Below are 25,549 nucleotides of genomic sequence, written 5' to 3'. Positions count from 1 at the left end.
CAGCCGGGATCAGCCGGGATCAGCTCGCGGCCGGAGGGTGGCCTGGACGGGACGGTGGTCGGATCCAGCCGGGCGGAGCACCGCGCTGCTGACGACCTCGATGTCGGGCGACACCAAGATGTGGTCGAGCTGGGAGTGGGGTCGGTGGGCGGGCCACGTGCGGCCGCGGACGGCCCGCTCGTGGCGGGGGAGGGCCGCCGTCGCCACCGGGCCCCACAGGTTGCAGTCGCCGGCCACCACGCTGGGCTGGTGCTCGGGCAGGTACCCCGCCAGCCGCCGCAGCTGGGCGGCGGCGTTGGGGAGCACGAACGACAGGTGGATCGCGGCCACGGTGACGGGCGTGCCCCCGACGTCGAGCTCGGCGAGGATCGCCACGCGCTGGGCCACGTCCCAGCGCTCGACCAGGCGGCCGAGGTCGACCACCCGGGTGCTGCGCACCGGCAGCCGGCTGAGCAGGGCCAGGCCCCAGGTGCCCGCCGCTTCGTGCGGGTGGGCGGTGATCTCCGGGCGGGGGTCGACCCGCGACGGCGACAGCGGCGCGTGGATGACGTGGTACCCGAGCCGGGCGGCCTCGTCGGGGAGCGAGGTGCCCCCTTCGGTGGGGTCCCACACCTCTTGGAGCGACACCACGTCGGTGTCGAAGCGCTCGACGACGCCGGGGAGGTCGAACGGCGTGTCGTCGACGGTGAGGCCCCACCGGGCGTTGAACGACGTGAGGGTGAGCTGGGACATGGTGGCCTCGGGCACCCAGGGTGGGTGCGGTCGCGAGAAGCGTGGTACGAACTCAGCTTCGTCGCCGTCCCATGATGGCCCGACAGCGGCCGGGGGCCGGGGAGGTGCGGAGATGGGCCCAGCGCGTGATCCCCTCGACCTCCTGTGGCTCGCCCTGCCCGAGTCGCGGCCGGGCCGGGAGCTGTCGTGGCTGGCCTCGATGCCCGACGCGTCGGTGTCCGCCGTCGGCGAGGCCGGCACGGGCGACCCGGTCCCGTTCATCGAGCGGCCGTACCGGCGCCTCACCCGCCGGTTCATCGAGGCCGGTGCACTGGCGTGGTTCCAGGACCTCGACACCGTCGACCCGGGCCCCACCGACTGGGTGGCATCGCTCGAGCTGTGCGCCCTCGTGACCGGGCAGGCCGGTCCGCTGGCCCAGCGGCTCGGCGCCCGCCAGGCCATCTTGACCTGGGGCAACGATGCCAGGAACCCGCTGTACCGGATCCCGCCGTACCACCAGGCGCTCAAGCGGGCCGAGCGGGCCGACCTGGTGGTCTGCCTGATCGAGGCCGCCCGCGACCACTGCCTGGAGCTGGGCTTCTCCGCCGAGCAGCTCCGGGTGGTGCTGCCGCCGCTCGACACGGCGCGGTTCCACCCGCCGGAGCAGCCGGTCGAGGAGCCCGTCGCCGCGTTCATCTCGCCGCTCGCCACCAACAAGGGCATCGACCGGGTGCTCGACGCCTGGCCGCTGGTGACCTCGAAGGTGCCCGAGGCCCGGCTGGTGGTCGCCGGCCGCGGCCCGCTCGACGGCTTGGTGCGCGAACGGGCCGCGTCGGATCCGTCGATCGAGTTCGTCGGCTCCCTGCCGGGCGACGGCGTGGCCGAGCTGCTGCGCCGGGTCGCCGTGTTCGTCACCGCGCCCCGGCCGACCCGCGTGTGGAACGAGCAGTTCGGCCTGGCCTACGTCGAGGCGATGGCCAGCGGCGTGCCCGTCGTGACCACCGAGTGCGGGACCAACCACGAGGCCGTCCTGGCGCCGAGCATCCGCGTCCCCGACGATGCGGGCCGCATCGCCGAGGGGCTGATCCACTTCCTCGGCGATCCGGCGCTGCGCCGATCGATCTTCCCCGAGCTGCGCCGGGTCGTTGTCGACCGGTTCGAGCGCAGCCAGCAGCTGGCCGCGCTGCGAGCCGCCTTCGACTCGGTGGGGTAGCGGCCGGGTCAGTTCCCCCGGCGTTCGCTCTGGGCGATGGCGGTCACCTGGGGGATCAGCCAGTTGTTCACGGCGGCGGCACCGGGACCCTCGAAGTGCTGGCCGTCCGGGCGGAGGTCGGCGCCGTCGATCTCCGTGAGGCACCGGTCGTCGGAGGGGCACACGTACGACGCCAGGTCGATGACGTGGACCCCGGGCGTGGCCTTGGCGATGTCTCGGAGCACCTGGTTCACGCAGCGCACGCGCGCCGGCATGCCGGGCCGGGCCCGCTCGAGCACCCACGACAGGGTGGTGCCGGGGGCGCTCACCAGCACCACCGGCGCACCCGACGACCGCAGGTCGCCGACGAGGCTGTCGAGCTTGGTGCGCCAGGCCTCGAGGAAGAGGTCGTCGCACGGCCGGGTCTCGTGGCCTTCGATCCGGATCGACTCGTTCGGGAACTCGCCGAACATCAGCACGGAGACGTCGGGGTGGAACTTCGCCACCTGGGCCCGGTACTCGCCGTCGCCGGAGCAGTCGTTGATGTCGGTCCGGATGTTGCCCTCGACACCGCGGATGGGGCCGAGCCCGGCCAGCAGCTGGCAGCCGGGCTTGGCCCGGTTGATGACCGAGACGCCCAGCTGGTCCTTCTGGGCACTGAGCTCGACGCCCAGCAGGAGGGGCACCGAGTCGCCGGCCAGCAGCACGCGGGGCGCACCGGGCACGGACGAGACGTCGACGGCACCGATGGCCCGGGACAGGTCGGGCCGCGCCGTCGCGCCCAGGGTGGACGAGACCAGGGCGATGATCACGATGGCGGCCGCGGCGGGGACCGCGGCCCGCGCCGGCCGTCCCTCCAGGAAGCGCCGCGTGCGGATCGGCTCCTCGACGAAGCGGTAGCTGATCGCCGCGAGCACCACGGTGACGCCGACCCGGACCCCCGTGAGGGTCCACCCCGACAGGCCCGTGCGCGCCTCGTCGAGCACCAGGAAGATCGGCCAGTGGAACAGGTACACGCCGTAGCTGATGCGGCCGAGGGCCGGCAGCGGGCGGAGGTTGAGGACCCGCCCGACCGGTCCGGGGTGGCGGCGGTCGGCGACCGAGGCCACCACGACGGCGGCGGCGATCCCCACCAGGGGCAGCACCCGGTACGAGATCCCCTCGCTCCCGTCGAGCCCCCACCAGGCCAGCGCCAGGGCGCCCGCCCCCACGATGCCGGCGGCGTGGCGCAGCTGCCGGGTGCCCGCCCAACGGGAGGGCCCCATGGTGACGCGGGCGGCGGCGAGCGCGGCGCCGAGCATCACGGCCGAGGCTCGGGTGTCGGTGCCGTAGTAGAGGCGGCTGCGGCTGACGCCCAGCGAGAACAGCACCTCCATCAGGGCGCCGGACGTGACGGCCAGCGTCACGGCGGCCACCAGCACGGCCTTGGGGCTGCGGCGCCACCTCAGCAGGCCGGCCACCACCAGCGGCCAGATCAGGTACAGCTGCTCCTCGATGGCGAGGCTCCACGTGTGCCGCAGCGGCGACGGGCGCAGGATCGTGGCCCAGTAGTCGCCGCCGGAGGCGATGGTGCGGAGGTTGGCCACCTCGAAGAGGGTGGCCAGGCCGTCGCTGCGGATGCCCGTGAGCTCCGACGGCTGCGCCACGAAGGTGGCGTAGAGGCTGACCCCGAGCAGCAGCAGGACCAGGGCCGGTCCCAGGCGCCGGACCCGGCGGGCCCAGAAGTTGGCGAGCGCGACGTGGCCGCCGCGGTCCTTCCAGCCCTGGATCAGCAGCGCGGTGATCAGGTAGCCCGACAGGACGAAGAACAGGTCGACGCCGAGCCAGCCGCCGGTGAGGTGCCCGGCGTGGTTGAGCAGGACGGCGGCGACCGCGGCACCGCGCAGCCCGTCGAGCGCGGATACGTGGGGGAGCCGGGGCCCGGGCGCCTGAGGGGGATCGGCGAGCTCGCCGCCCGGGTCGGGCGTCGTCGGGGCCGATGCGGTGGTCACCCGGGCGAGCTCGCGAGGTGCGCGCAGGCGGCGTCGAGCAGGCGGCGGGCGTCGCCGGGCGACAGGTCGCGGGCCCGCAGCGTGAGGGTGGTCTGGCCGCCCTCGATGGCGGCGGACGCGAAGCACACGGCAGAGCGGCCCCGAGCGACCGGGAAGAAGTCGAGCCGCTCGACCCCTGGGACGCGGTGGCGTCCCAGGTTCGACACCAGGATCGTGTCGGAGAACCGCTCGACCACCGGCTCGAGCAGCGCCATCAGCGCCTTGGGTGCGCTGACCTGCTCGCCGGGCTCGTCGGGCGAGGCGAGCGCCTCCTGCACGAGCGCCGGGATCGGGTCCGAGGGGGTCACGTCGATGCGGCGGTAGGAGGCCACGTTGCCCACGCCCGCGGGCCCCCCGATGGCGATGGTGAGGCCCACCTTGCGGATGGGGTGGTCCCGGTCGGCGTTGTGGTCGACGACGGCGCGCACGCACGCCGCGGTGAGCTGGCCGGTGATGCCTTTCCCCGTGACGGTCACGGTCCGGGTGGCGTAGGCGTCGCGCGGCCAGACGCCCGGGGTGGGCGCCACGCGGTCGGCCGGGCGGGCCAGCCGCTGCAGCAGCGGGACCTTGGACCCGGCCTCGCCGGGCGGGGGCGACGTGACCGGTTTGGGCTGCTCGCCCGAGGTGAGCGCCCGCAGCACCGCGACCAGGGCGAGGCCGTCGAACGCAGCGTGGTGGCCGGCGATGCCCAGCCGCAGGCCGTCGGCCGACAGCACCACGCGCAGCGGCGGCTCCTCGCCCAGATCGAACGCCCGATCGAGCGCGGGGTGCCCGAGCGGGTCGCCCTCGACCACGATCGGGGTGGGTGCCGAGCCCGCGTGCCACACCTCGTCGCGCAGGCGGGCCCCGACGATCGGCACCGATGCGTGCAGCGCCTCCAGGGCGGCGTCGAGGTCGGTGAGCGGCTGCGAGAGGGTGGCGACCGTGACCACCACCCAGTCGGTGCGCGGGTCGGGGAACCGGAGCAGCGCGAGCGCGTGCCGAGATGCGGGCAGCGGCAGGGCCGCGGTGTGATCAGCTGGATCCATCGCTCGAGGCGGGCCTCAGGGAAGGGCCAGGCCCGCCCGGAGGCGGTGGCCCTGCGGATCGAGGATGGCCGCGGCATCGATGGCGGTGGGCCGGACCAGGATGCCGTCGAGGTTGCGCTCGAGGGCGGTGGCCAGCTGGGTGGCATCGACGGGCTCGACGAACGGCAGCAGGACCAGCACGCCCTTGTCCCACGGGACGACCGCGCCGGGGACCGGGAGCTCGGCGTCGACCGCGCGGGCCAGGTCGGCCGTCGAGAGGTCCGGGGAGCGGCCGTACGCCTCGAGCGCCGAGATGGTCTGGGGGTACCGGACCCGACGGGAGATGCGTGCGATCTGGTACGTCATGTGGAGCGAGTCGACCACGATCCGCACGTGGCTGCCGCGGACCGCCCGCCAGTGCACCGGCACCTCGCGGAGGTCGAAGCCGATCCGGTCGGCCAGGGCCAGCAGCTCCACGTCGAAGGCGTAGCCGCGCTCCCGCATGAGGTGGAAGAGGAGCTTGCCGGTGGCGGCCCGGAACCCCTTGAACCCGCACTGGAAGTCGGTGATGGCGAGGCCGGTGGCCGAGCGGGCCAGCACGTTGAACATGCGGTGGGCGGCGTCGCTCGACGGCGTGATGCCGCTGGTGATGGCGCCGGGGGCGCTGCGGGAGCCGATGGCCACGTGGACGTCGTCGAGCGCCGTGAGCAGCGGCTCGAGGAACTCGAGGTCGGTCGCCATGTCGGCGTCCATGAACACGATGTTGTGGCCGGTGGCGCGCGCCACGCCGGCTCGGACCGCGGCGCCCTTGCCGCCGTGGCGGCCGAGCTTGAAGACGCCCGAGCGGGGGATCTCGCGGAGCAGCTCGGTGCCGATCCGCACGGTGTCGTCGGTGCTGCCGTCGTCGACGATGATCACCTCGGTCCGCAGCGACTGCCCGGCCAGGAACTCGGCCAGCACCGGCAGCGAGATCGGGAGCCGGGCCGCCTCGTTGAACGCGGGCAGCACGATCGTGAGGTCGGGGCGGTCGCGGACCACCTGCAGGCCCTGCCGGCCGGTGCCGGTGGGGATGCCGGCGAGCTCGGGGGAGTCGATCACCGGGGTGTCGGCGTCGCCGTACTCACCGACGGGCACCCGCTCGTCGGGTCCGGTCCAGGAGCCGGGGGGCAGCTGGAGCGAGCGCTTGTGGCTCTGCACCGCCTCCTCGCAGATCTCCTCGAAGCGGTCGACGGTGGCGTCCCAGCTGCAGGCCGCGGCGCGGCGCAGCGCACCGGTCCGCAGCCGGTCCCGCAGCGGCTTGTCCTGGGCGATCTTGAGCCAGGTCTCGGCCAGCTGCTCGGGCCGGTCGACGAGCACGCCGCTCATCCCGTCGACGATGGAGTCCTGCAGCCCTGGCACCCGGAACGCCAGCGCGGGGGCGCCGTAGGCCGCGGCCTCGGTGATGACCAGGCCCCAGCCCTCGTGGCTGGCGGGGTGCACCATGAGCCAGGCGTTGCTCAGGAGCTCCTGCTTCTCCTGCTCGGAGATGCGCCCGGGGATCTCGACCCCGGGACCGGCCATCTCGAGGAGGCGGTCGCGCTCGGGCCCGTCGCCGGCGATGACGAGGCGCCCGCCGATGATCGGCTGGATCTGGTTGAAGGCCTCGACGGCCAGCTCGAAGCGCTTGTGCGGGACCAGGCGGCCGAGGCCCACGAACAGCGGCTCGGGTGCCTCGTGTCCGATGGTGGCGGGGAGCTCGGTGCCGTTGATGATGATCCGGATGCGGTCGCGATCGACGCCCAGCTCCTCGAGGAGGTCGGCGGTGGACGGCGAGACCGCGACGAACAGGTGGTCGCGGTAGACGGCGGGCATGAGCTTGCGCTCGGCGAGGCGGCCGAGCGGCGCGACCGGCCAGTTGAACCACTGGTCCCACTGCTCGGTGTGGATGTGGTTGACCAGGCAGAGCGACGGCCCCCGCCGCCAGGCGGGGGCGTAGAACGACACGCCGTTGGCGACATCGACCACGAGGTCGGCGTCGCGGAAGTGGCGGAGGTAGGCGAACGGCGCCCGCAGGTACTGGTCGACGGTGCCGCCGTTGGGGTGCACGCGGTAGCCGTGGCCCTCGCCGACCGGGTTGGCGCACAGCAGCGTGACGTCGTGGCCGCGCGCGGTCATCCCCTTGCAGAGGTGGTCGATGAGGACCTCGGAGCCGCCCGCCAGGTCGTTGGCGAGGTCCCGCCAGGCGGCGATGAGGATGCGCATCAGCGCGCCACCCGTGGCGGAACGTTCACCGCTGTCCCTCGAGCTGCTCGGGTCATGGAGGTCCTCGTCCGTGGGGCCGATCCCACAACGCTCGGCGCACCTGTCCGCAGATGCGGTGGAGTGAGGAACACTAGCGTGGCGCCACCGGCGCTCCCTCGGAGGGGGCCCCTGGTGAGGATCCACGTGCCGCCCACTGCCGAGACCAACGCGCCCCCTCACCTCGGCCCCGCCGCGGCGCGCTCGCGCCGCGATCGGCCCATCCCAGGGTGGTGGCCCTGGGCGGTGGGGGCCCTGCTCGGCCTGATCGTGCTGGGCCCGGGTCTCGGCGGCGGCTCGCTGCTCAGCCTCGATCTCCTGGTCACCCCCCACATCCCGGTGCCCAACGGGATGTACGGGCTCGGCCCGGCGCTGTCGCAGCGGGTGCCCCTGTTCGCCATCTTGGGTCTGGGGTCGGCCGTGGTGGGCGGTCCGGTCATCACCAAGGTCCTGATCGTCGTGTTCTTGGCGGCGGGGTTCGCGGGCGCCGCCCGGCTGGCGCGGACCTTCGCCCCGGCCGGCACCTCGGTGGGCGTCGTGGGCCAGCTGGCGGCCGGCCTGCTGTGGGCGGTGGGGCCCTTCGCCCTCACCCGCGTCGCGGTCGGCCACATCAACCTGCTGTGGGTCATCGCCGTGCTGCCGTGGGTCCTGCCGCGGCTGTGCCGGCCCGCCGACCACCTACCGTCGACGTTCATCGCGTCGGTGGCGATGGCCATCGGTGGGCCGGGTGGCGGGACGCTCGGCGTGGCCACGGCGGTGATCGCCCTGGTGCTGCAGCCGCGGCCGCGCCGCTACGTGAAGCCGCTCGTGGCCATCCTCGTGCCCCAGCTGATCTGGGTGGCGCCCACGGCGGTGCTGCTCTGGGCCGGGGCGGGGGTCAGCGGGGCGAACGGCTTCGCCACCCACGCCGACGGGGTCGCTGGGTGGCCCGCCGTGGTGGCGGGGAGCGGGTTCTGGCGCGCCGACTACCAGGTGGGCGCCACGGGCGCGGTGGGCGCGGTCGCCGGGGTGCTGATCGCGGCGCTCGCCCTGGTGGGCGGCCTCGACCTCCTCCGGCGGCGGGGGCTCCGGTCGTGGGAGGGTGCCGCCTCGGTGGTCGCCGGGATCGGGCTGCTGCTGGCGGTGGCGAGCGCGGTGCCCGGGGTGCGCGACGCCTACGAGTGGCTGACGGAGCTCCCGATCGGGGCCCCGCTGCGCGAGAGCCACCGATTCCTCGCGCTGTGGCTGGTGTGGGCGGCCCCGGCGGCGGCGCTGGGGGGCGCCCTGGCGGGCCAGCGCCTCCGCGCCCGGACGCCCGAGGCGCCGGGCTGGGTGGTCGGTGCGGTGCGGTGCGTCCCGCTGCTGGTCGCGCTCGCGGTGTCGGTCCCCGGCTGGTGGGGCGTCGACGGGCGCCTGGCCCCGGTGGAGTACCCGGCGGGGTGGGCGCAGGTCCGCAGCACGATCGCCCGCGATCCGGGCACCGTCGTGGCCCTGCCCTGGAGCGAGTACCCGGCGCTGTCGTTCGCCGACGGCCGGCAGGCGTTCAACCCGATGCCCGACTACCTGGGCGGCGACGTCATCAGCAGCTACGACCCGCTGCTCGACGGCACCCGCCGCCACCAGGAGCAGGTCGACCGGAGGTCCGTGGCCGTCGACCGCATCGTCGAGCAGGCCCACGCCGGCCGGCCGGTCGCGTCCGACCTGGCTGCCCTCGGCGTCCGGTGGGTGGTCCTGGCCCACGAGCGCGGCGCTCAGGACTACGAGGCGCTGCCCGCCGACCCGGGGCTCGAGCACGTCCTCGCCCTCCCCGACGTGGACCTCTACGAGGTGCGGGGGTGGGCCGGCCCGGCCACGGGTCCCGACGGCACCGCCCACGACCTGCGGCGGCCGGTGCCCCCGGTCCTGGTCACCGAGGCGCCTCGAGGATCGGTCCTCAACGTGGCCGGGGCCCCGGGCTGGGTCCAGGGATGGGGCACTGCGGTGCAGGTCACCGGCGATGGGCGCCTCCGCCTGGAGGGCGGTGGCGGCGTGATCTGGTTCTGGCCGGCGCTGCTGATCCTGGCCGTCGACGCCGCTGTGGCTTCGGTCACGATCTGGTGCATGTCCTCACGTCGGCGGCTCTATAGCCGAATACTTGCTCCGAGGGGTGCGCGCGACTAGCTTGACGTGCACAGTTGCGGGAGGCTCCTGCGTGAAGGGTGGAAGGGTAACAACATGATTCGAACCAAGGTGATGCTGGTAGTCCTCATCGGAGCGCTCTTCGCGTTCGGTGGGAGCGCCGTCGCCGGTGCTGAGGATTGTGGGTACGGCGGGTGTGGCACCACCACCACCGCCTCGAGCTCCACCACGGCAGCTGCGATCCCCACGATCACCGTCGTGCGCGGCGAGTCGGTCGATGTCTCTGGCAAGGGCTGCGCCGCCGGCTCCGAGGTCACCGTGACCTTCGATGACGGCACCGTGCTCGGCACCTTCACCACCGACGCCAACGGCGACTTCACCGCCAAGATCACCATCCCGTCCGACTCCACGCTGGGCATGCACCTCGTCACCGCCACCTGCGGCGACGTCCAGCAGTTCCTCAACGTGAACGTCCTCGCTGAGTCGGTCAACAACGTCGACGACGGCACCCTGGCCCGCACCGGTAGCTCCAACACCGGCCCGCTGGTCGGCATCGGCGCTGCGGCCATCGTCCTCGGTGGCGCCTTCCTCTACGGCGCTCGCCGGCCCCGCCAGGCCTGAGTAGCCCGCTGGCGCTAGGCGCCAGCACACCCTTCGAGAACGACCCCGCCCCTCGGGCGGGGTCGTTCCGCGTCCCGGCCCTGGTTCCGATCTGGAGGGGGTCGTCCCCTAGGGTGCTCGGATGCTTGCGATGCTCTCGAACATCTTGGCCACCGGCCCGTGGAAGCCCGAGTTCTGGCTCGAGAAGGCCGGCGCCAGCGCCGCCTGGGTGATCGCGGCGATCATCTTCGCCGAGTCCGGGCTGTTCTTCGGCTTCTTCCTCCCGGGCGATTCGCTGCTGTTCCTGGCCGGCTTCATGACGAGCAGCGGGGCCGATGCGTTCACCAGCGTCGGCGCCGCCGGCGAGGCCCTCCGGCCCGTCTACGAGGGCATGCCGTCGATCTGGGTGCTCCTGCCGCTGTTCTTCGTCGCCGCCGTCCTGGGCGACCAGGTCGGCTACTGGTTCGGCAAGGGCGTCGGTCCCTCGCTGTTCAGCCGGGAGGACTCCCGGTTCTTCAAGCAGAGCCACGTCACCAAGGCCCACGACTTCATGGAGAAGTACGGCCCGAAGACGGTGCTGCTGGCGCGGTTCATCCCGATCGTGCGCACGTTCGTCCCCATCGTCGCCGGTGTCGGCAAGATGCGGTACCGCACGTTCCTCATCTACAACATGATCGGCGCCCTGTGCTGGGCGGTGGGCGTGACCGTGCTCGGCCACGTGATGGGCAACGTGGCCTTCGTGCGCGACCACATCGACCTCGCCATCATCGGGATCGTGGCGCTGTCGCTCTCGCCGGTGGCAGTCGAGGTGATCCGCGATCGTCGGCACAAGCGCAACGGCACCGCCGAGGCGCCCTCCTCGGTCGATCAGGGCCCGTCGGTCGACGCCTGACCGCTCTCGGTCGCATCGGGGTCAGGCCGGCAGCTCCCCACGCCGGACCACCAGGAACGCTTGCGGCTGGGCCTCCCCGTCCGCGGGCGCCCTCGTGAGCTCGGCCACGACGTCCAAGCCGGCCTCGGCCGCCCAGGCGGCCACCCGGGCCGTGGGAAGCCGGTAGGCGTCCAACGACAGGATGTGGCCGTACGCCTGCTCCAGGTGGACGCGCTCGTCGCCCACCTGGAACGCCAGGAGCAGGCAGCCACCCGGACGCAGGACGCGGGCCAGCTCGGCGAACACGGCCGGCTGGAGCGGTGGCGGGGTGTGGATGATCGAGTACCAGGCGACGGCGCCGGCGAGCGAGGCGCTCGCCAGGGGGAGGGCGGCCAGCGTGCCGCGGACGAACCCCAGGTCGGGGTACGAGGCGCGGGCCACCTCCACCATCGCCGAGGAGCGGTCGATCCCGAACGGCTCGAGGCCGAGGTCGTGGAGGTGCGCGGTCACCCGGCCGGGGCCGCACCCCAGGTCACCGACCGGTCCGGGCCCACCGACCCGGACCAGCTCGGCGAACGCGCCCAGCACGGCTCGATCGAACGGCTTGCGCCCGAGCTCATCGGCGAGGAGCTCGGCGTAGTCGGCGGCCACCAGGTCGTAGGCGGCCTGGACGGTCAGCTCGTGGTGGGCGACGTGCACCGGGACGGTCTACCCCCTGGGGCCGGCGCCCGAGCCCAGACGCGCCACCGGCGTGCACCCGGCCGCGAGGGCCGAGGGCACGCCGGTGGGTCGAGCGGGCGTCCAGCGGGCGCTGAGGCCCGTCTGCGGATGGGTCAGGCGGGAGCCGACACGATCTCGGCCTCGGCGGCGAGGGCCGCCTTCTCGCCCGACTTCTTCGAGTAGGCGATGGCCCCGACCACGACGATGGCGGCGATGACCGCGATCACGATGGCGACGCCCTTGGGCGACTGGTGCAGCAGGGCCAGCTTGGGCTTGCTGTACACCTTGATGATCGCCGGCAGGATCAGCAGCGAGACCAGGTTCATGACCTTGATCAGCGGGTTGAGCGCCGGGCCGGCGGTGTCCTTGAAGGGATCGCCGACGGTGTCGCCGATGACCGCGGCCTTGTGGCCCTCGGAGCCCTTGCCGCCCTCGGCGCCGTCCTCGATGAACTTCTTGGCGTTGTCCCAGGCGCCGCCGGCGTTGCTGAGGAAGTTGGCCATGAGCTGGCCGACCACGATGACGCTGGCCAAGAAGGCGCCCAGCGAGATGGGGCCGAGGCCGAAGCCGATGATGACCGGGGCGAGCACGGCGATGATGGCCGGGGTGGCCAGCTCGCGGAGCGAGGCCGCGGTGCAGATGTCGATGGCCGGCCCGTAGTCGGGCTTCTTCTCGCCGCTCATGATCTTGCCGTCGGCGAACTGGCGCCGGACCTCCTGCACCACCACGCCGGCCGTGCGGGACACGGCGCGGATGGCGAGCGAGGAGAAGATGAAGGCGATGGAGCCACCGATGAGCAGGCCGATGAAGACCTTGGGGTCGGCGACGTTGATGACGAACGACTCGCCGCCCTTCCAGAGCGGGCCGAGCTGCTCGATGATGGTCTCGCCGTAGGAGGCGAACAGGGCGACGGCGGCGATGACCGCCGAGCCGATGGCGAAGCCCTTGGTGACGGCCTTGGTGGTGTTGCCCACCGCGTCGAGCGCCACCATGATCTTCTCGGGCTCGCCCTCGAAGTTGCCCGACATCTCGGCGATGCCCGCCGCGTTGTCGGCCACCGGGCCGAAGGTGTCCTCGGCCACGATGATGCCGGTGGTGGACAGCATGCCGATGCCGGCGAGGGCCACCAGGTAGACGGAGAACTTGAAGGAGCCGCCGCCGAGGGCCACGGCGCCGCCGATGGCCACGGCCACGGCGATGAGGGCCCACACGGCGCTCTCGAGGCCGAGGCTCATGCCCTCGAGCACCGTGGTGGCCGGGCCCGTGCGGGTGGCCTTGGCGATGTCCTGGACGGGCTTGGTGGTGGTGGAGGTGAAGTAGGCGGTGATCTTCGAGGCGGCGAAGCCGAGGACCACGCCGACGAGCACGGCGCCGAACATGCGGGCGCCGGGGTTGCTGACGAGCAGGTCGCCGCCGCCGATGGCCTTGGGGTTGCCGACGTAGCCGAACGCCAGGGCCGCGGCCGCCAAGATGGCCAGGACCTGGGCCACGCCGATGCCGCGGTTGATGGCCTTGAGGGCATCGCTCTCGCCCTGACGGGCCTTGACCATGTAGATGCCGATGAGCGAGGCGACGAGGCCGAGGGCCATGACGGCCACCGGGAACACGAGGCCCTTGGCCGCATCGGCCGGGCCCACGCCGATCGAGGTGAACGCCGAGACGCCCAGGATGATGGAGGCCACGAGGGTGACGCCGAAGGACTCGAACAGGTCCGACGCCATGCCGGCGCAGTCGCCCACGTTGTCGCCCACGTTGTCGGCGATGGTGGCGGGGTTGCGGGGGTCGTCTTCGGGGATGCCGGCCTCGACCTTGCCGACCAGGTCAGCGCCCACGTCGGCGGCCTTGGTGAAGATGCCGCCGCCGACCCGCAGGAACAGGGCCAGGAGCGAGCCTCCGAAGCCGAAGCCCACGAGGATGGCGGAGCTGGTGTTCTGGAAGATCAGGATGATCGTGGTGGCACCGAAGAGGCCCAGGCCGGCGGTGGCCAGGCCGACGGAGCCGCCGGTGCGGATGGCCACCTTGAGGGCGCCGGGGTAGTCGCTCTTGGTGGCGGCGGCCGTGGTGCGGATGTTGCCGCGGGTGGCGAGCCACATGCCCAGGAAGCCGATGGCCCCGGAGAACAGGGCACCCATGATGAACGCCAGCGTCCGGTACAGCCCCGACTGGGCGAAGCTGAGGGCCACGATGCTGTTGTTCTTGACGATCTCGGCGGAGGTGAAGAACACCACCAGGCACAGCGGGACGACGATGAACAGGATCGTCCGGAACTGGCGGGTGATGTACGCCATGGCCCCTTCCTGGACCGCCGTGGCGATCTCCTGCATCTCCGGGGTGCCGTCCTCGGAGTCGATGACGCCCTTCGCCATGATGGCGGAGAAGACCAGCGCGAGGAGGGCGATGCCCAGGGACATGAACAGGAGGGCCTTGTCGGTCCCTCCCAGCGTGAAGAACTGATAGCCGCCTTCGGCTGCGAGCAGGTGCACCGTGGATCCTTCGTCGGGTTCGGCGTGATACGGGGCGTCCTGGCGAGGACGCGCCGCACCGCCGCGAAGGGGTGCGCGGCACGAACTGAGTCCCCGCAGAACGGCTCTTCGCTACTACGCATGACGGCCGTCACGCAAGACGACACAAGGGTTGTCGGGGGTGGAGCGCCGGGTCTCGGAGCGTCGCGGCGGGGCCTCAGGTCGGAGTCAGCGCGGGTTCAGCTGATCAGGGTGGCGATGTCGGCGGCCGTGCTCTCGCCGGATCGGACCGCGCCCTCCATGTACCCGTTCCACACGGGCGAGCACTCGGCGCCGGCCCAGTGGATGCGGCCGACGGGCGCCCGGAGCGCCTCGCCGTAGGCGGTCCACACCCCCGGCGTGAAGTGGGCGCCGTAGCAGCCTCGGCTGAACTCCTCGGCCATCCAGTCGCGCTCGTGGTACTCCAGCGGGTCGGCAGCCTGGGGACCGAAGTACCGCACGAAGCACTCGACCGCCGCGGCGCGGCGCTCCTCGACCGTGCGCCGGGCCCAGACCCGGCCGTCGTTCGCCTCCATGAAGCCCACCAGGACCCCGGGGGTCCCGGCCGGCGGCGTGTTGTCGAACGTGACCTTCACCGGTCCCTCGTCGGACGCCGCCTGTCCGTTGAGCCCGTCGGCCCGCCAGAACGGCTCCGGGTAGACGGCGTAGAGCTTGATCACCGATCCGGCGGGGAGCCGCTGGGTCAGCTGGTCGCGCCACGAGGGGAGCGCCGGCCCGTACTCCAGCCGGCCGGCGAGGGTGGGGGGCAGGGCGACGATCACGTGGGACCCGTCGACCACCTCGCCCGAGCGCAGCAGCACCCGGACGCCGTGGTCGTCGTGGTCGATGCGGCGCACGGCCGCGCCGAGGCGGACCCGGTCGCCGAGGTGGGACGCCATCGCCTCGCTGATGCGCACGGAGCCGCCGACGATCCGGTCCTGCTGGGCCCCTCGGTCGACCGAGAGGAGCGTCTCGAGGTCGCTGCCGGAGTGCGAGTAGAAGAGCGCGTGCAGGGCCGACAGGTCGGTGGACTCGGCCGAGAACACGGCCTCGCACGCGATCCGGAAGTAGGCCCGGCCGGTGGTGGTGCGGAGGTTGCGCTGGATCCACGTCTCGAACGTCTGGCCGTCGAGCTTGCGGGCACCGGCCGACGCCCACGGCTCGTCGAGCGAGATCTTCGACGACAGCTTGGTGAAGCGGGCGAGGCCCTGCGCCAGGTCGGCCAGGGCGAAGGGGTTCAGCTTGGGGACGGCCCCGCGCTGGGAGCCCATCCGGCTCTGCTTGCCGCCCAGCCGGATGACCAGCTCGCCGTCGTTGTAGGTGGGGAACGTCTCGAGGCCGAGCTCCTCGATCAGCTCGTACATCCGGTTCTGGGTCGGCCCGACCCACTGGCCGCCCAGCTCGAGCGGGGCGCCATCGCTGGTGGCCCCGCCCTCGGTGCGGCCCCCGACCCGGTCGCGAGCCTCGAGGACCACCACCTCGTGGCCATCGGCCGCGAGCCGCCGGGCGGCCGCCAGCCCGGCCAGGCCGGCGCCCACCACGATGACCGGGGTGCTGCTCACGCCGCCGCCGAGCGCGTGCTGGCGCGGCCGGCGCGCTGGTCCCAGCCCGTCCACATCGACCGGAGCCAGCGCGGGCGGCGGTCGGGGAGGTCGGCGGCCTGCAGGTCGGCCCGCCAGCGGGCCTCGGCCGCTTCGGCCTCGTCGAACGCCTCGGCGGTGGCCGGCGGAGCCGTGACCCACCGCGCCTCGATCCGGTGCTGCTCGGCGGCGAACCGGGCATGGGAGGCGGCGTGGTCGCGCAGGACCAGGCGGTGCAGGTCCTCGTGGCGCCACCAGCCAGAGGCGGGATCGGCCGTGGCGCCGGCGGCCTCGTCGCCGGGCCGGGCGGTCGGCTGGTCGACCCGGAGCGGCTTGAAGATCGAGGTGCACGGAGCCGACGTGCCCGTGGCCCAGTGGATCTGCTCGCCGCGGAGGTCGGCCACCCACGAGCCGGTGGTCTGGGTGGCGGTGACCCTGCCGCCGGCGTGGGCGCACGGCGCGTCGAGGGCCCCGTTGACCACCGAGTAGGTGGGCGACGGCTCGGCGCCGTGGTCGCGGAGGGCGGCGAACAGGTCGAGCGGACCGACGGCCACCTCGGCCGCCGCCTGGGTGCGGGCCCGGCGCAGCGAGCAGGCCGCCACCCGGCCCCGGAGCCGGTTGGCGTGGGCATCGGCGAAGCCCTCGATGGTGAGGCCGTTCGAGATCGACCGGCCCGGGCCTTCGACCCGTTCGGTGGCCCAGAGGCTCCCGGCCGTCTCGAGCACGATCGCGCCTTGGGGATCGGCCACCAGGAAGCTGTTGTGGTACGTGAACCCGGGTTTGGCCTGGCTGCACGAGCCGCCCTGGCCGTGGCGCTCGAGCAGGGTGACCATCACCTCGACCGCGTCGGCCGCGGTGCGGCCGCGCTCGAGCCCGAGCCGCACGAGGTCCATGCCCAGCAGCGCGGGGTCGCCGTGGGGCTGGGTGGTGAAGACGGCCTCGTTGCCGATCACCACGCCGTGCTCGTTGGCCCCCATCTCGGCGCCCCACATCCACCACGGCCGCGACAGGACGGTGGCGTGGGTGTGGCTCGCCTCGGGGATGGCGATCCACGTGCAGGCGGTGCTGGTCCCGCTCGGGTGGTCGGCGGCGGCGTGCCAGGTGAGCACCTGGGCCTCGTTCGGATCGCGGTCGCTGTTCTTGGCGAACAGCACGCCGTCATCGGTCAGCGAGACCAGCGTGTCGCACATGCGCCCGACCGTATCCCCACGCCCGTCCCCCGGCACCCGCCCGCTCGGTTCCAGGTCGCGGAGCCCCCTCTGGGGGTGGCGGCGTGACCCGATGGGCCTGGAGGGTGGTCAGCCGTGGGCGTAGGTCTGGGCCTGGGCGGCGACGTCGTCGACGATGTTGCCCATGACCAGGTTGATGTTGACGAGGTGCAGGCCCCACTCGGGCGTCAGATCGCCGGGGATGTCGTCGGCACGGGGGCCGTCGGTGTCGGGGTCGAGCGTGGCCGACAGGTAGTCGATGCCGTCGCTGGTGGTCTGGCACTCGCCGCTGACCAGCTTCGGCAGGCGCACGAACGGGGTCGTGATCTTCCCGGCTGACGGCTCGACCCAGGACTTCCCCGCGGTGGTGGTGCCGAGCGAGGACAGGATCGAGGCGTCGGAGTTGGCGGGGAGGTAGGCGTCGAGGTCGGCGGAGCCGCCGCCGATGGCCGCCGGGTTCACGCACGCCGCGACCTGGCCCCCGTCGCCAGGCTGTCCGAAGAAGGAGCCCGACGGAGGGGGCGCGGTGGAGCGGAACGTGACCCAGGTGACCACGCAGCCGGCCTCGCCGTCCTTGGTGCAGACCGGGACGTGCTGCAGGTCGCCGCCGACGGCCTTGCCCTTCGGGACCTCGACCGAGCCGCCGGCGAGGTACGCCCCGACGAGCTGCTCGCGCACGTCGGCGTTCGGATCTATCTCCTCCTTGAGGAGCTTGCTGAGCATGCCCGTGCCCTGCGAGTGGCCGATGAGGACCACGCCCCGGCCGTGGTTGTCGTTGGCCATGTAGGTGCGCCAGGCGTCGAGCACGTCGGCGTACGGGTCCGCCCGGTCGGCGCCCTTGATCGAGCCCCCGGCCATGCGGGACGTGAGCGCGGTCAGGGTGGCCTGGCGGTAGACGGGGGCGTAGAGCCGGCACTGCGACTGCAGCCGGGCCGCCTGGTTGAGCGTGACGTAGCCCTCTTCGTCGTCGGAGTAGTTCCAGTCGCTGGTGGGCGTCTTGTCGCGGGAGATGGTGGGGTACACGTAGAAGCAGTCGATCGGCGGGTCCTTCGCCTTCTCGAACGGCTCCACGGTGAGCGTGCCGTCGGCCTGCACCACGGTGGCGTCGAGGTCGCGGTCGCAGATGTCGTCGACCTTGTCGGGGCGGCACACCCAGTGGGCGGGGTCGTCGTGGTTGACGCTCTGGTAGTCGGCGTAGCGGGCCAGCGCCTTGCCGGTGCCGCCGCCGCCGCCGGCCGCGGTGGTGGTGGGGGCGGCGGCGGTGGAGGCGGTCGACGCATCGCTGCCGCCGGAGCTGCAGCCGGCGGCGATGAACGCGAGGGCGAGCACGGCGAGGCCGGCACGGTGGAGAGGGCGGGGAACCATCGGGCGACCGTACCAACGCGTCAGTGACATCACGGGCGGCGCGCGGCGGCTCAGTAGGTGCGGTCGTCGACGGCCAGGTGGTTGGCGTCGCCGATCGAGCGGAGCGACCAGATGTGGTGGCCGGCCATGGGGGTAAGCACGAGCAGCGCGACCGACGCGTGGCCCATGGAGAACCGGTCCCACTCCCAGGGCTCGGGCGCGGCCCCCAGGAGGTGGGCGATGATCGACGAGTTGGTGCCGCCGTGGGCCACGGCCACCACCCGGTCGACGCTGCCGTCGGCCGCCACGCCGTGCGGGTCGAGGTCCCACAGGCCGGGCTCGGGCGCCGGGACGATGCCCAGCTCGGCCAGCAGGGAGCGCAGCCCGGTGGTGACGCGCAGGTGGAACTCGCGCAGGGTCTCGCCACCCTCGTGCCCGTCCCACCACTCGTCTCGCGACTTGGCGCCGAGCGTGGAGAAGGCTTCGCTGATCTGCTCGATCGGGATGCCCTCCCACGCCTCGGGGTTGCGCAGCTCCCAGAGCCACTCCCGGGTGTCGATCGGCAGCTGGAGCGCGGCGGCGATGGGCGCGGCGGTCTCCTGGGCGCGGACCGCGGGGGAGACGTAGAGCCGGTCGACGTCGCCGCGGCCGGGCAGGTCCTCCGTGTCGGCCAGCCGATCGGCCGCTCGCTTGGCCTGGGCATGGCCCAGGTCGGTGAGACCCGGGTCGTTGCGGCCCATGCCCTCGGGCGTGGTCCACGCGGGTTGGCCGTGTCGGACGAGGATCAGCTCCATGGGCCGACCCTACCGACCGCCTCTGACGGCCCGAACCGACGTGGCTACTTGCGGCTGAGCATCTTGCGGTTCTTGAACTTGGACTTGAGGTAGTCCTTGTTCATCAGCGCGATGAAGTCGATGCTGATCTCCTTCGGGCACGCTTCCTGGCACTCACCGTGGTTGGTGCAGGAGCCGAAGAAGTCCTCCATGGTGTCGACCATGGCCTCGACCCGGCTGTAGCGCTCGGCCTGACCCTGCGGGAGCAGGTTCAGGTGGCTGATCTTGGCTGCCGTGAACAGGTTGGCGGCCGAGTTCGGGCAGGCGGCCACGCAGGCGCCGCAGCCGATGCACGCCGCCGCGTCCATGGCGGCGTCGGCCACGGGCTTGGGGATCGGGATCAGGTTGGCGTCGGGAGCACCACCGGTCTCGGCGGTGATGTAGCCACCGGCCTCGACGATGCGATCGAACGCCGATCGGTCGACCATGAGGTCCTTGATCACCGGGAACGCCGTCGCCCGCCAGGGCTCGATCACGATCTCCTGGCCGTCGTGGAACTTGCGCATGTGGAGCTGGCAGGTGGCCGTGCCCCTGGCGGGGCCGTGGGCCTGGCCGTTGATCATGAGCGAGCAGGTGCCGCAGATGCCCTCGCGGCAGTCGTGGTCGAACACCACGGCGTCCTTGCCGTCGTTGATGAGCCGCTCGTTGACCACGTCGAGCATCTCGAGGAACGACATCTCGTCGTTGATCCCGTCGGCCTTGATGGTGTCGAAGCTGCCCGTGGCGTCGGGGCCGTCCTGGCGCCAGATCTTCAGCGTGAGGTTCAGGTCGGTCACTTGTAGCTCCGGACGGCGAGGTGGACGTTGTCGAAGGTGAGCGGCTCGGTGTTGCGGATGGGCTTGGTGGGGTCTCCCGTCCACTCCCACGCGGCGACCTCGGCGAAGTGCTCGTCGTCGCGCTCGGCCTCGCCCTCTTCGGTCTGGTGCTCGGCGCGGAAGTGGCCGCCGCAGCTCTCCTCGCGGGTGAGGGCGTCGAGGCACATCACCTGGGCGAGCTCGAAGAAGTCGTCGATGCGGCCGGCCTTCTCGAGCGTCTGGTTGGTGCTCTGGCCGCTGCCGGTGACCCGGAGGTCCTTGCGGAACTCCTCGTGCAGGGCGGGGATCTCCGAGAGGGCCTTCTCGAGCCCCTCCCTGGTGCGCTCCATGCCGCAGTAGTCCCACATGATCTTGCCCAGCTCCTGGTGGAAGGAGTCGGGGGAGCGGGTGCCGCCGATGGCGAGGTAGCCAGCGAAGCGCTCCTGGGCGGCCGCCTCGGCGGCCTGGAACTCGGGGTGGTCGGTGGGGACCGGCGTGGTGCCGAGCTGGGGGGCCAGGTAGTTGCTGATGGTGTTGGGCAGCACGAAGTAGCCGTCGGCCAGGCCCTGCATGAGCGCCGAGGCGCCCAGCCGGTTGGCCCCGTGGTCGGAGAAGTTGGCCTCACCCGCGGCATAGAGGCCGGGGATGGTGGTCATGAGCTCGTAGTCCACCCAGAGCCCGCCCATCGTGTAGTGGACGGCGGGGTAGATGCGCATCGGCGTCTCGTACGGCGACTCGTCGGTGATGCGCTCGTACATCTCGAAGAGGTTGCCGTAGCGCTCCTCGATGGTGTGGCGGCCGAGCCGGTCGATGGCGTCGGAGAAGTCGAGGTAGACGCCGTTCTTCAGCGGGCCGACGCCCTTGCCCTCGTCGACGACCACCTTGGCCGCGCGGCTGGCGATGTCTCGTGGGGCCAGGTTGCCGAACGAGGGGTAGCGGCGCTCGAGGTAGTAGTCGCGGTCCTCCTCGGGGATCTGGGCGGCGGGACGGGTCTCGTCGGGGCTCTTGGGGCACCAGATGCGGCCGTCGTTGCGGAGGCTCTCGGACATCAGGGTGAGCTTCGACTGGAAGTCGTCGCTCTGCGGGATGCACGTGGGGTGGATCTGCGTGTAGCAGGGGTTGGCGAACGCGGCGCCCTTGCGGTGGGCCCGCCACGCCGCCGTGACGTTGCACGCCATGGCGTTGGTGGAGAGGAAGAAGGCGTTGGAGTAGCCGCCGGTGGCGAGCACGACGGCGTGGGCCGAGTGGCTGGTCAGCTGGCCGGTGAGGAGGTCTCGGACCACGATGCCGGCGGCCTTGCCGTCGACCACGACGACATCGACCAGCTCGGAGCGGTTGTAGAGGGCCACGTTGCCGAGGCCCACCTGGCGGGCGAGCTGCGAGTACACGCCCAGCAGGAGCTGCTGGCCGGTCTGGCCGCGGGCGTAGAAGGTGCGGGAGACCTGGGCGCCGCCGAACGAGCGGTTGTCGAGCAGGCCGCCGTACTCGCGGGCGAAGGGCACGCCCTGCGCCGTCATCTGGTCGATGATGCGGACCGACTCCTCGGCCAGGCGGTAGACGTTGGCCTCGCGTGCCCGGAAGTCGCCGCCCTTCACCGTGTCGTAGAAGAGGCGGTAGACGGAGTCGCCGTCGCCCTTGTAGTTCTTGGCGGCGTTGATGCCGCCCTGGGCGGCGATCGAGTGGGCTCGGCGGGGCGAGTCGTGGAAGGTGAAGGCCTTCACGTTGTAGCCCTGCTCGCCGAGCGTGGCGGCGGCGGCGCCGCCGGCCAGGCCGGTGCCCACGACGATGATGTCGTACTTGCGCCGGTTGGCCGGGTTCACGAGCTTGCGGTCGAACTTGTAGTTCGTCCACTTGTCTTCGATCGGACCGTCAGGGATCTTGGAGTCGAGGATCACAGGGGCTCCTAGTTGCTCACGATGCCGAACTGCACGGCCAGCGGGAACGAGCAGTTCCCGATGACGATGAGGGCGGCGAAGACGGCGGCGAAGTTGCGGCGCCACGAGTTGAACTTGGGGTTGTTCCAGCCCATGGACTGGAAGAGGCTCCACGACCCGTGGAACAGGTGGATGCCGAGCGCGATGTTGGCGACCAGGTAGAGGATGGCGACGGGGAGCCGGTCGAGGCTGTTGGCGACGTTCTGGTAGGCGAGGCCCCGCACGTAGTGGAACCCGGTGCCCGTCCAGCTCAGGTCGAACAGGTGCCACACCAGGAACAGGCCGACGATGATGCCGGTCCAGCGCATGGTGCGGCTGGCGAAGTTGGCGGCGATGTAGTCGCGCTTGCTCTGGTACTTCATCTCCCGGGCCGCGTGGTTCATCCGGGTGAGGGAGTACGCGGAGGAGATGTGCAGGGCGAACGCGCCGATGAGGCCGAGCCGGAGCAGCCACAGGAACACGGTCCGCGGCAGGATCGGGACGAGGATCTGGCGGAGGAACTCGCCGTACTCGTTGAAGTGGTTCGGCCCCAGGTACATCTTCAGGTTGCCCACCATGTGGGCGAAGACGAATCCCATGAGCATGATCCCGGTGATCGCCATGATGTACTTCTTGCCCAGGGCGGACCGGTAGAACTCGATCGGGAAGGGGGCCTTGCGCTTGGCCCTTGGTGCTCCACCTGCGGCGGAGCCTCGGGCAACCGTTGTCGTAGCCATCGCTGGTGACGCTACCTCTGGCCGCCACCCTCGGAACAAACGATGGGCGCCGCGGCCGGCGGCCTCGTGATCGAGCGAGAACCGGACATCAAAGTCCCAGGTCACAGCGGTGGGTGCCACTCATTAGTCTGTCGCAGCCGAGGGCGCTGGCATCGAAGGTGTACCTCCATGGAAGGTGAGATGCAGGTCATCGTCGGCGACAACCTCCGCCGGCTCCGGCGACAGATGGGGTTCTCCCAGGAGTCGTTCGGCGAGCACGTGGGCTGGCACCGCACCTTCGTGGGTGCCGTCGAGCGCGGCGAGCGCAACCTCACGCTGCGCACCGTGGAGCGCCTCGCCACCCAGCTCTCGGTCCATCCGCTGGCCCTGCTGTTCGACGGCGTGACCGCGTTCCAGCCGGTCCTCGACGACCCGCAGCAGTCCCGCCCGGTCACCTTCGCCGCCGATGCGCTCCACCGTGCATCGGCCCCAGACCCGCCTCGCACCTCCAGGAGCTCGCGGCCCAGGCCCGGCTGACGGCCGAGCCCCGACCTCGCTGTCAGAGGCGCTCGGCAGACTCCCGTCATGAGTCGTTGGAACCCCTGGGCCAGCCTGCGGACCACCCGCGTCGAGCTGTGGTTCGCCCCGCTGCACGGCGAGCGCGGCCGCTGGACGCGCCGTCCTGAGGGCGACGAGATCCTGCTGGAGGAGACCCTCGACCGGCGGTCGCGCCGCGAGGTGCTCGCCCACGAGCTGGTGCACGTCGAGCGCGGTGTGGGCTGGCCCGACGCCACCGCATCCACCATGGAGCTCGAGGAGGAACGGGTCTGGCGCACCGCGCTGCGCCGGCTGGCGCCTCCCGGCGAGGTCGAGCGCTTCGTCCGGTCCCGGAGCACGGTCGGCCCGGTCACCGTCGCCGACCTGGCCGAGGAGTTCGACCTGTCCCCACGAGCGGCCGCCCGGGTGGTGCACCTCTACCAGGTGTCGGGCGGCTCGCTGCTACGCGAGCACGATGCGTGACCGGTCGGTGCGGGTCACGGTTCCGCCCGGCACGCCCTGGCCGGTGAGCTCGAGGTGCAGCGTGACGGGCCCGGGCTCGTCAGGCACCTCCACCTGCAGGGTCCCCACGCGCACGCAGGTGTCGGCCGCCACCGCACCCCCGAACCGCCAGCGCTGCTCGCCACCCTCCCACGCCAGGCGGGCGGTCACCTCGAGCTGCTCCACGGGCCGCCGCAGGTCGCTCACCACGTGCACGTCGAGGGCCAGCGTCTCGCCGCCCACCAGCTCGGCGGGCAGCCGGTCGGCCACCACCACCACGGGTCGGCAGGCCTCGGCGAGCGCGTGGTAGGCCAGCTTGGGCGTGCGCTCGTGGTCGAGCACCGACCCGGAGATGGCGGGGTGGCCGTCGGCCAGCAGGAACTGGGCGAAGCCGCCGGTGGGTCGGTACTTGAGGCGGCGCAGCGTGAGCACGTGGTGGGTGATCAGGTCGGCCTGGTACTCCTGGGTGGCCTGCTGCCACGCCTCGAACGACGGGTGGTCCACCGCCGGCACGCGCCGGTCGAACACCCCGCGCTGCATGCCGTGGGTGTCGGCCAGCGCCTCCCAGTCCAGGTCGGGCCACCGCTCGGGCGAGGCGAACCGGGCGCTGGTGGGCACCGACTGCGCGCCGAACTCCGACACGAAGCGCACCATCCGTGGCACGGCTCGGGCGAAGCCGGCCAGGTCGCGCTCGTCGCCGTGGTTCCAGCCGAACGACAGGTGGCTGTCGGTGCCGTCGAGCTGCGGCGGGTGGGGCAGCACGCCCGAGTGGGCGATGACCGGACGGCTGCCGTCGGCCTTCTCGATGGCTCGCTTCACGGAGCGGTCGAGGATCGTGCGGTTCCACGACGGGAGCTCCTGGGCCAGCACGTACCGGGCGGGGCTCACGCCTTCGTCGGGTGCGGTGCTGAGGTCGCGCTCGAGCGTGAGGGGCTCGTCGTGCGCGCACCAGATGGCCACCGACGGGTGGTGGGCGAGCAGGTCGACGGCTTCGCGGGCCTGGCGCTGCGCCTGCTTGCGGATGCTCCGGGCGTAGCCGCGGTGCAGCGGGAAGTCCTGCCAGATGAGCATCCCCGCCTCGTCGGCCGCGTCGTAGAGCTCCGGGCGGGAGATGTGGGCGTGGAGCCGGATGAGGTCGAGGTTGGCCGCCTTGGCCAGCTCGACGTCGCGGACCAGGGCCGAGGGCCGCGCTTCGGCGAGGCGCATGTCGGTGGGGCCGAGGTTGGCCCCCTTCAGGAACAGCCGCTCCCCGTTGACGTGGAGGACCCACGCGTTGAGGTGCACCTCTCGGAGGCCGATGCGGCGGGTGATGCGGTGGCTGACCCCGCCGATGGGCAGGCCGGTGGCCTCGTCGACCGGCGTGACCGCGACGATCACCTCGTGGAGCGGCTGGTCCCCGAGCGCGTGCGGCCACCACAGCGCGGGATCGTCGATCCCCACCGTCCACTCGACCTGGTTCTCTCCGGCGGCCAGCCGGCGCTGCACCACGTGGTCCACGCCGCCCACGGTGGAGCGCAGCGACACCTCGCATGCGACCGCCGCGTCGAGCACCACCCGGAACGCGACGGTGGCGAGGCGCTCGGAGGCGTCACGGCAGAGCACGCGGGCGTGGCGGATGCGCACGGGACCGGTGCGCTCGAGCTGCACCGGGCGCCAGATGCCGCCGGGGTTCCACGCCGGGTCGAGGTAGGAGGCGTGCTGGAACGACCCGGTGATGTTGCGCTTGGCCGTGAGGTCGCCGGGCGGGTTGCAGGTCACCTCCACGCCCAGGGTGTGCTCGGTGCGCGCGGCCAGGGCCTCGGTCACCTCGAACGTGTGGGGCACGAAGTAGCCCTCGGTGTCGCCCACGTACGAGCCGTCGAGCCACACGTCGCCCTGGTAGAAGAGGCCGTCGAACCGGAGCCACCAGCGCTCGTCGTGGTGGGTCGGCCCTTGGTGCTCGAAGCGGGTCCGGTAGAGGAGCGGCCCGTCCGATCGCTCGAAGCCGCGGTCGCTGCGCCAGTGCCCGGGGACGGTGACCGGATCCCAGTCGTGGTCGTCGTCGGTGTCCAGCCAGGTGCGCCGAAGGTCCTCGTCGGCCACCGCCGCCCGCCAGGTGCCTCCGAGGTCCATGGCCG

The 25,549-nt window shown here is 72.4% G+C and carries 20 protein-coding genes; 6 read left to right on the top strand and 14 right to left on the bottom strand.

What is annotated here, in order from left to right:
- Nucleotides 1-9 precede the first annotated feature (9 nt).
- Nucleotides 10-747, bottom strand: a complete 738-nt coding sequence (locus ACPPVX_RS06615; protein WP_426574106.1) for an endonuclease/exonuclease/phosphatase family protein — start codon at nucleotides 745-747, stop codon at nucleotides 10-12.
- 97 nt (nucleotides 748-844) lie between these two features.
- On the opposite strand from ACPPVX_RS06615, the gene ACPPVX_RS06610 reads away from it, so the two are divergent.
- Nucleotides 845-1,924, top strand: coding sequence for a glycosyltransferase (locus ACPPVX_RS06610; RefSeq protein ID WP_426574105.1), 1,080 nt, complete (start codon nucleotides 845-847; stop codon nucleotides 1,922-1,924).
- 8 nt (nucleotides 1,925-1,932) lie between these two features.
- Here the strand turns inward: ACPPVX_RS06610 and ACPPVX_RS06605 are convergent, their stop codons facing one another.
- From ACPPVX_RS06605 to ACPPVX_RS06595, 3 genes are read right to left on the bottom strand one after another with little or no spacing between them, the layout of a single operon-like run.
- Nucleotides 1,933-3,894 (bottom strand): acyltransferase family protein, encoded by a 1,962-nt coding sequence (locus ACPPVX_RS06605; RefSeq protein WP_426574104.1) that lies wholly within the window; start codon nucleotides 3,892-3,894, stop codon nucleotides 1,933-1,935.
- Nucleotides 3,891-4,961, bottom strand: a complete 1,071-nt coding sequence (locus ACPPVX_RS06600; protein WP_426574103.1) for a hypothetical protein — start codon at nucleotides 4,959-4,961, stop codon at nucleotides 3,891-3,893. Before ACPPVX_RS06600 ends, ACPPVX_RS06605 begins: the two co-directional genes overlap by 4 nt.
- A 15-nt stretch (nucleotides 4,962-4,976) precedes the next feature.
- On the bottom strand, nucleotides 4,977-7,181 hold the full coding sequence (locus ACPPVX_RS06595; protein ID WP_426574102.1) for a glycosyltransferase: 2,205 nt from the start codon (nucleotides 7,179-7,181) through the stop codon (nucleotides 4,977-4,979).
- A 171-nt stretch (nucleotides 7,182-7,352) separates the two neighbouring features.
- On the opposite strand from ACPPVX_RS06595, the gene ACPPVX_RS06590 reads away from it, so the two are divergent.
- From ACPPVX_RS06590 to ACPPVX_RS06580, 3 genes are all read left to right on the top strand, one after another.
- Nucleotides 7,353-9,356, top strand: coding sequence for a hypothetical protein (locus tag ACPPVX_RS06590; RefSeq protein ID WP_426574101.1), 2,004 nt, complete (start codon nucleotides 7,353-7,355; stop codon nucleotides 9,354-9,356).
- A gap of 54 nt (nucleotides 9,357-9,410) precedes the next feature.
- Nucleotides 9,411-9,935: an Ig-like domain-containing protein gene (locus ACPPVX_RS06585; protein WP_426574100.1), complete on the top strand. Its 525-nt coding sequence runs from the start codon at nucleotides 9,411-9,413 to the stop codon at nucleotides 9,933-9,935.
- A gap of 121 nt (nucleotides 9,936-10,056) precedes the next feature.
- Nucleotides 10,057-10,806 (top strand): DedA family protein, encoded by a 750-nt coding sequence (locus ACPPVX_RS06580; protein WP_426574099.1) that lies wholly within the window; start codon nucleotides 10,057-10,059, stop codon nucleotides 10,804-10,806.
- A gap of 21 nt (nucleotides 10,807-10,827) precedes the next feature.
- On the opposite strand, the gene ACPPVX_RS06575 is transcribed toward ACPPVX_RS06580, so the two are convergent.
- The 9 genes from ACPPVX_RS06575 to ACPPVX_RS06535 all read right to left on the bottom strand — a co-directional run bounded on the left by ACPPVX_RS06575 (nucleotide 10,828) and on the right by ACPPVX_RS06535 (nucleotide 22,415).
- A complete protein-coding gene (locus tag ACPPVX_RS06575; RefSeq protein WP_426574098.1) occupies nucleotides 10,828-11,484 on the bottom strand; it encodes a class I SAM-dependent methyltransferase in 657 nt (218 codons plus the stop codon).
- 134 nt (nucleotides 11,485-11,618) lie between these two features.
- A complete protein-coding gene (locus tag ACPPVX_RS06570; RefSeq protein WP_426574097.1) occupies nucleotides 11,619-13,988 on the bottom strand; it encodes a sodium-translocating pyrophosphatase in 2,370 nt (789 codons plus the stop codon).
- A 218-nt stretch (nucleotides 13,989-14,206) separates the two neighbouring features.
- Nucleotides 14,207-15,568, bottom strand: coding sequence for a flavin monoamine oxidase family protein (locus ACPPVX_RS06565; protein ID WP_426574096.1), 1,362 nt, complete (start codon nucleotides 15,566-15,568; stop codon nucleotides 14,207-14,209).
- Nucleotides 15,565-16,776, bottom strand: coding sequence for a C69 family dipeptidase (locus tag ACPPVX_RS06560; RefSeq protein WP_426574095.1), 1,212 nt, complete (start codon nucleotides 16,774-16,776; stop codon nucleotides 15,565-15,567). Before ACPPVX_RS06560 ends, ACPPVX_RS06565 begins: the two co-directional genes overlap by 4 nt.
- Nucleotides 16,777-16,884: 108 nt before the next feature.
- A complete protein-coding gene (locus tag ACPPVX_RS06555; protein ID WP_426574094.1) occupies nucleotides 16,885-18,159 on the bottom strand; it encodes a DUF3089 domain-containing protein in 1,275 nt (424 codons plus the stop codon).
- Nucleotides 18,160-18,209: 50 nt separating this feature from the next.
- Complete coding sequence (locus ACPPVX_RS06550) at nucleotides 18,210-18,932, bottom strand: histidine phosphatase family protein (RefSeq protein ID WP_426574093.1); 723 nt, start codon at nucleotides 18,930-18,932, stop codon at nucleotides 18,210-18,212.
- Between the two features lie 44 nt (nucleotides 18,933-18,976).
- Nucleotides 18,977-19,738, bottom strand: coding sequence for a succinate dehydrogenase/fumarate reductase iron-sulfur subunit (locus tag ACPPVX_RS06545; RefSeq protein WP_426575002.1), 762 nt, complete (start codon nucleotides 19,736-19,738; stop codon nucleotides 18,977-18,979).
- Between the two features lie 5 nt (nucleotides 19,739-19,743).
- Nucleotides 19,744-21,660, bottom strand: a complete 1,917-nt coding sequence (locus tag ACPPVX_RS06540) for a fumarate reductase/succinate dehydrogenase flavoprotein subunit (protein ID WP_426574092.1) — start codon at nucleotides 21,658-21,660, stop codon at nucleotides 19,744-19,746.
- A gap of 8 nt (nucleotides 21,661-21,668) precedes the next feature.
- Entirely contained in the window at nucleotides 21,669-22,415 is a 747-nt protein-coding gene (locus tag ACPPVX_RS06535; RefSeq protein WP_426574091.1) for a succinate dehydrogenase cytochrome b subunit, read from the bottom strand.
- Nucleotides 22,416-22,583: 168 nt separating this feature from the next.
- Here ACPPVX_RS06535 and ACPPVX_RS06530 point away from each other — a divergent pair, with 168 nt between their 5' ends.
- Both ACPPVX_RS06530 and ACPPVX_RS06525 read left to right on the top strand, forming a co-directional pair.
- Nucleotides 22,584-22,931 carry a helix-turn-helix domain-containing protein gene (locus ACPPVX_RS06530; RefSeq protein WP_426574090.1) on the top strand — a complete coding sequence of 116 codons (348 nt, stop codon included), beginning with the start codon at nucleotides 22,584-22,586 and terminating at the stop codon, nucleotides 22,929-22,931.
- 48 nt (nucleotides 22,932-22,979) lie between these two features.
- The gene (locus tag ACPPVX_RS06525) at nucleotides 22,980-23,414 is read left to right on the top strand and encodes an ImmA/IrrE family metallo-endopeptidase (RefSeq protein WP_426574089.1); all 435 of its coding nucleotides are present in this window, start codon (nucleotides 22,980-22,982) and stop codon (nucleotides 23,412-23,414) included.
- On the opposite strand, the gene ACPPVX_RS06520 is transcribed toward ACPPVX_RS06525, so the two are convergent.
- Nucleotides 23,394-25,544, bottom strand: coding sequence for a glycoside hydrolase family 2 protein (locus ACPPVX_RS06520; protein WP_426574088.1), 2,151 nt, complete (start codon nucleotides 25,542-25,544; stop codon nucleotides 23,394-23,396). The genes ACPPVX_RS06525 and ACPPVX_RS06520 overlap by 21 nt on opposite strands.
- Between the last annotated feature and the right edge of the window lie 5 nt (nucleotides 25,545-25,549).

This window comes from Aquihabitans sp. McL0605 (assembly GCF_049993875.1).
Taxonomy (GTDB): Bacteria; Actinomycetota; Acidimicrobiia; order Acidimicrobiales; family Iamiaceae; genus Aquihabitans.
This window is presented reverse-complemented; position numbering and strand designations above follow the sequence as displayed.

Excerpts from the sequence above, each read along its gene's own strand:
- ACPPVX_RS06610 (WP_426574105.1), top strand. The coding sequence starts at position 845 with ATGGGCCCAGCGCGTGATCCCCTCGACCTCCTGTGGCTCGCCCTGCCC.
- ACPPVX_RS06595 (WP_426574102.1), bottom strand. The coding sequence starts at position 7,181 with ATGCGCATCCTCATCGCCGCCTGGCGGGACCTCGCCAACGACCTGGCG.
- ACPPVX_RS06585 (WP_426574100.1), top strand. The coding sequence starts at position 9,411 with ATGATTCGAACCAAGGTGATGCTGGTAGTCCTCATCGGAGCGCTCTTC.
- ACPPVX_RS06535 (WP_426574091.1), bottom strand. The coding sequence starts at position 22,415 with ATGGCTACGACAACGGTTGCCCGAGGCTCCGCCGCAGGTGGAGCACCA.
- ACPPVX_RS06550 (WP_426574093.1), bottom strand. The coding sequence starts at position 18,932 with ATGGAGCTGATCCTCGTCCGACACGGCCAACCCGCGTGGACCACGCCC.
- ACPPVX_RS06580 (WP_426574099.1), top strand. The coding sequence starts at position 10,057 with ATGCTTGCGATGCTCTCGAACATCTTGGCCACCGGCCCGTGGAAGCCC.
- ACPPVX_RS06600 (WP_426574103.1), bottom strand. The coding sequence starts at position 4,961 with ATGGATCCAGCTGATCACACCGCGGCCCTGCCGCTGCCCGCATCTCGG.
- ACPPVX_RS06520 (WP_426574088.1), bottom strand. The coding sequence starts at position 25,544 with ATGGACCTCGGAGGCACCTGGCGGGCGGCGGTGGCCGACGAGGACCTT.
- ACPPVX_RS06530 (WP_426574090.1), top strand. The coding sequence starts at position 22,584 with ATGGAAGGTGAGATGCAGGTCATCGTCGGCGACAACCTCCGCCGGCTC.
- ACPPVX_RS06555 (WP_426574094.1), bottom strand. The coding sequence starts at position 18,159 with ATGGTTCCCCGCCCTCTCCACCGTGCCGGCCTCGCCGTGCTCGCCCTC.
- ACPPVX_RS06560 (WP_426574095.1), bottom strand. The coding sequence starts at position 16,776 with ATGTGCGACACGCTGGTCTCGCTGACCGATGACGGCGTGCTGTTCGCC.
- ACPPVX_RS06525 (WP_426574089.1), top strand. The coding sequence starts at position 22,980 with ATGAGTCGTTGGAACCCCTGGGCCAGCCTGCGGACCACCCGCGTCGAG.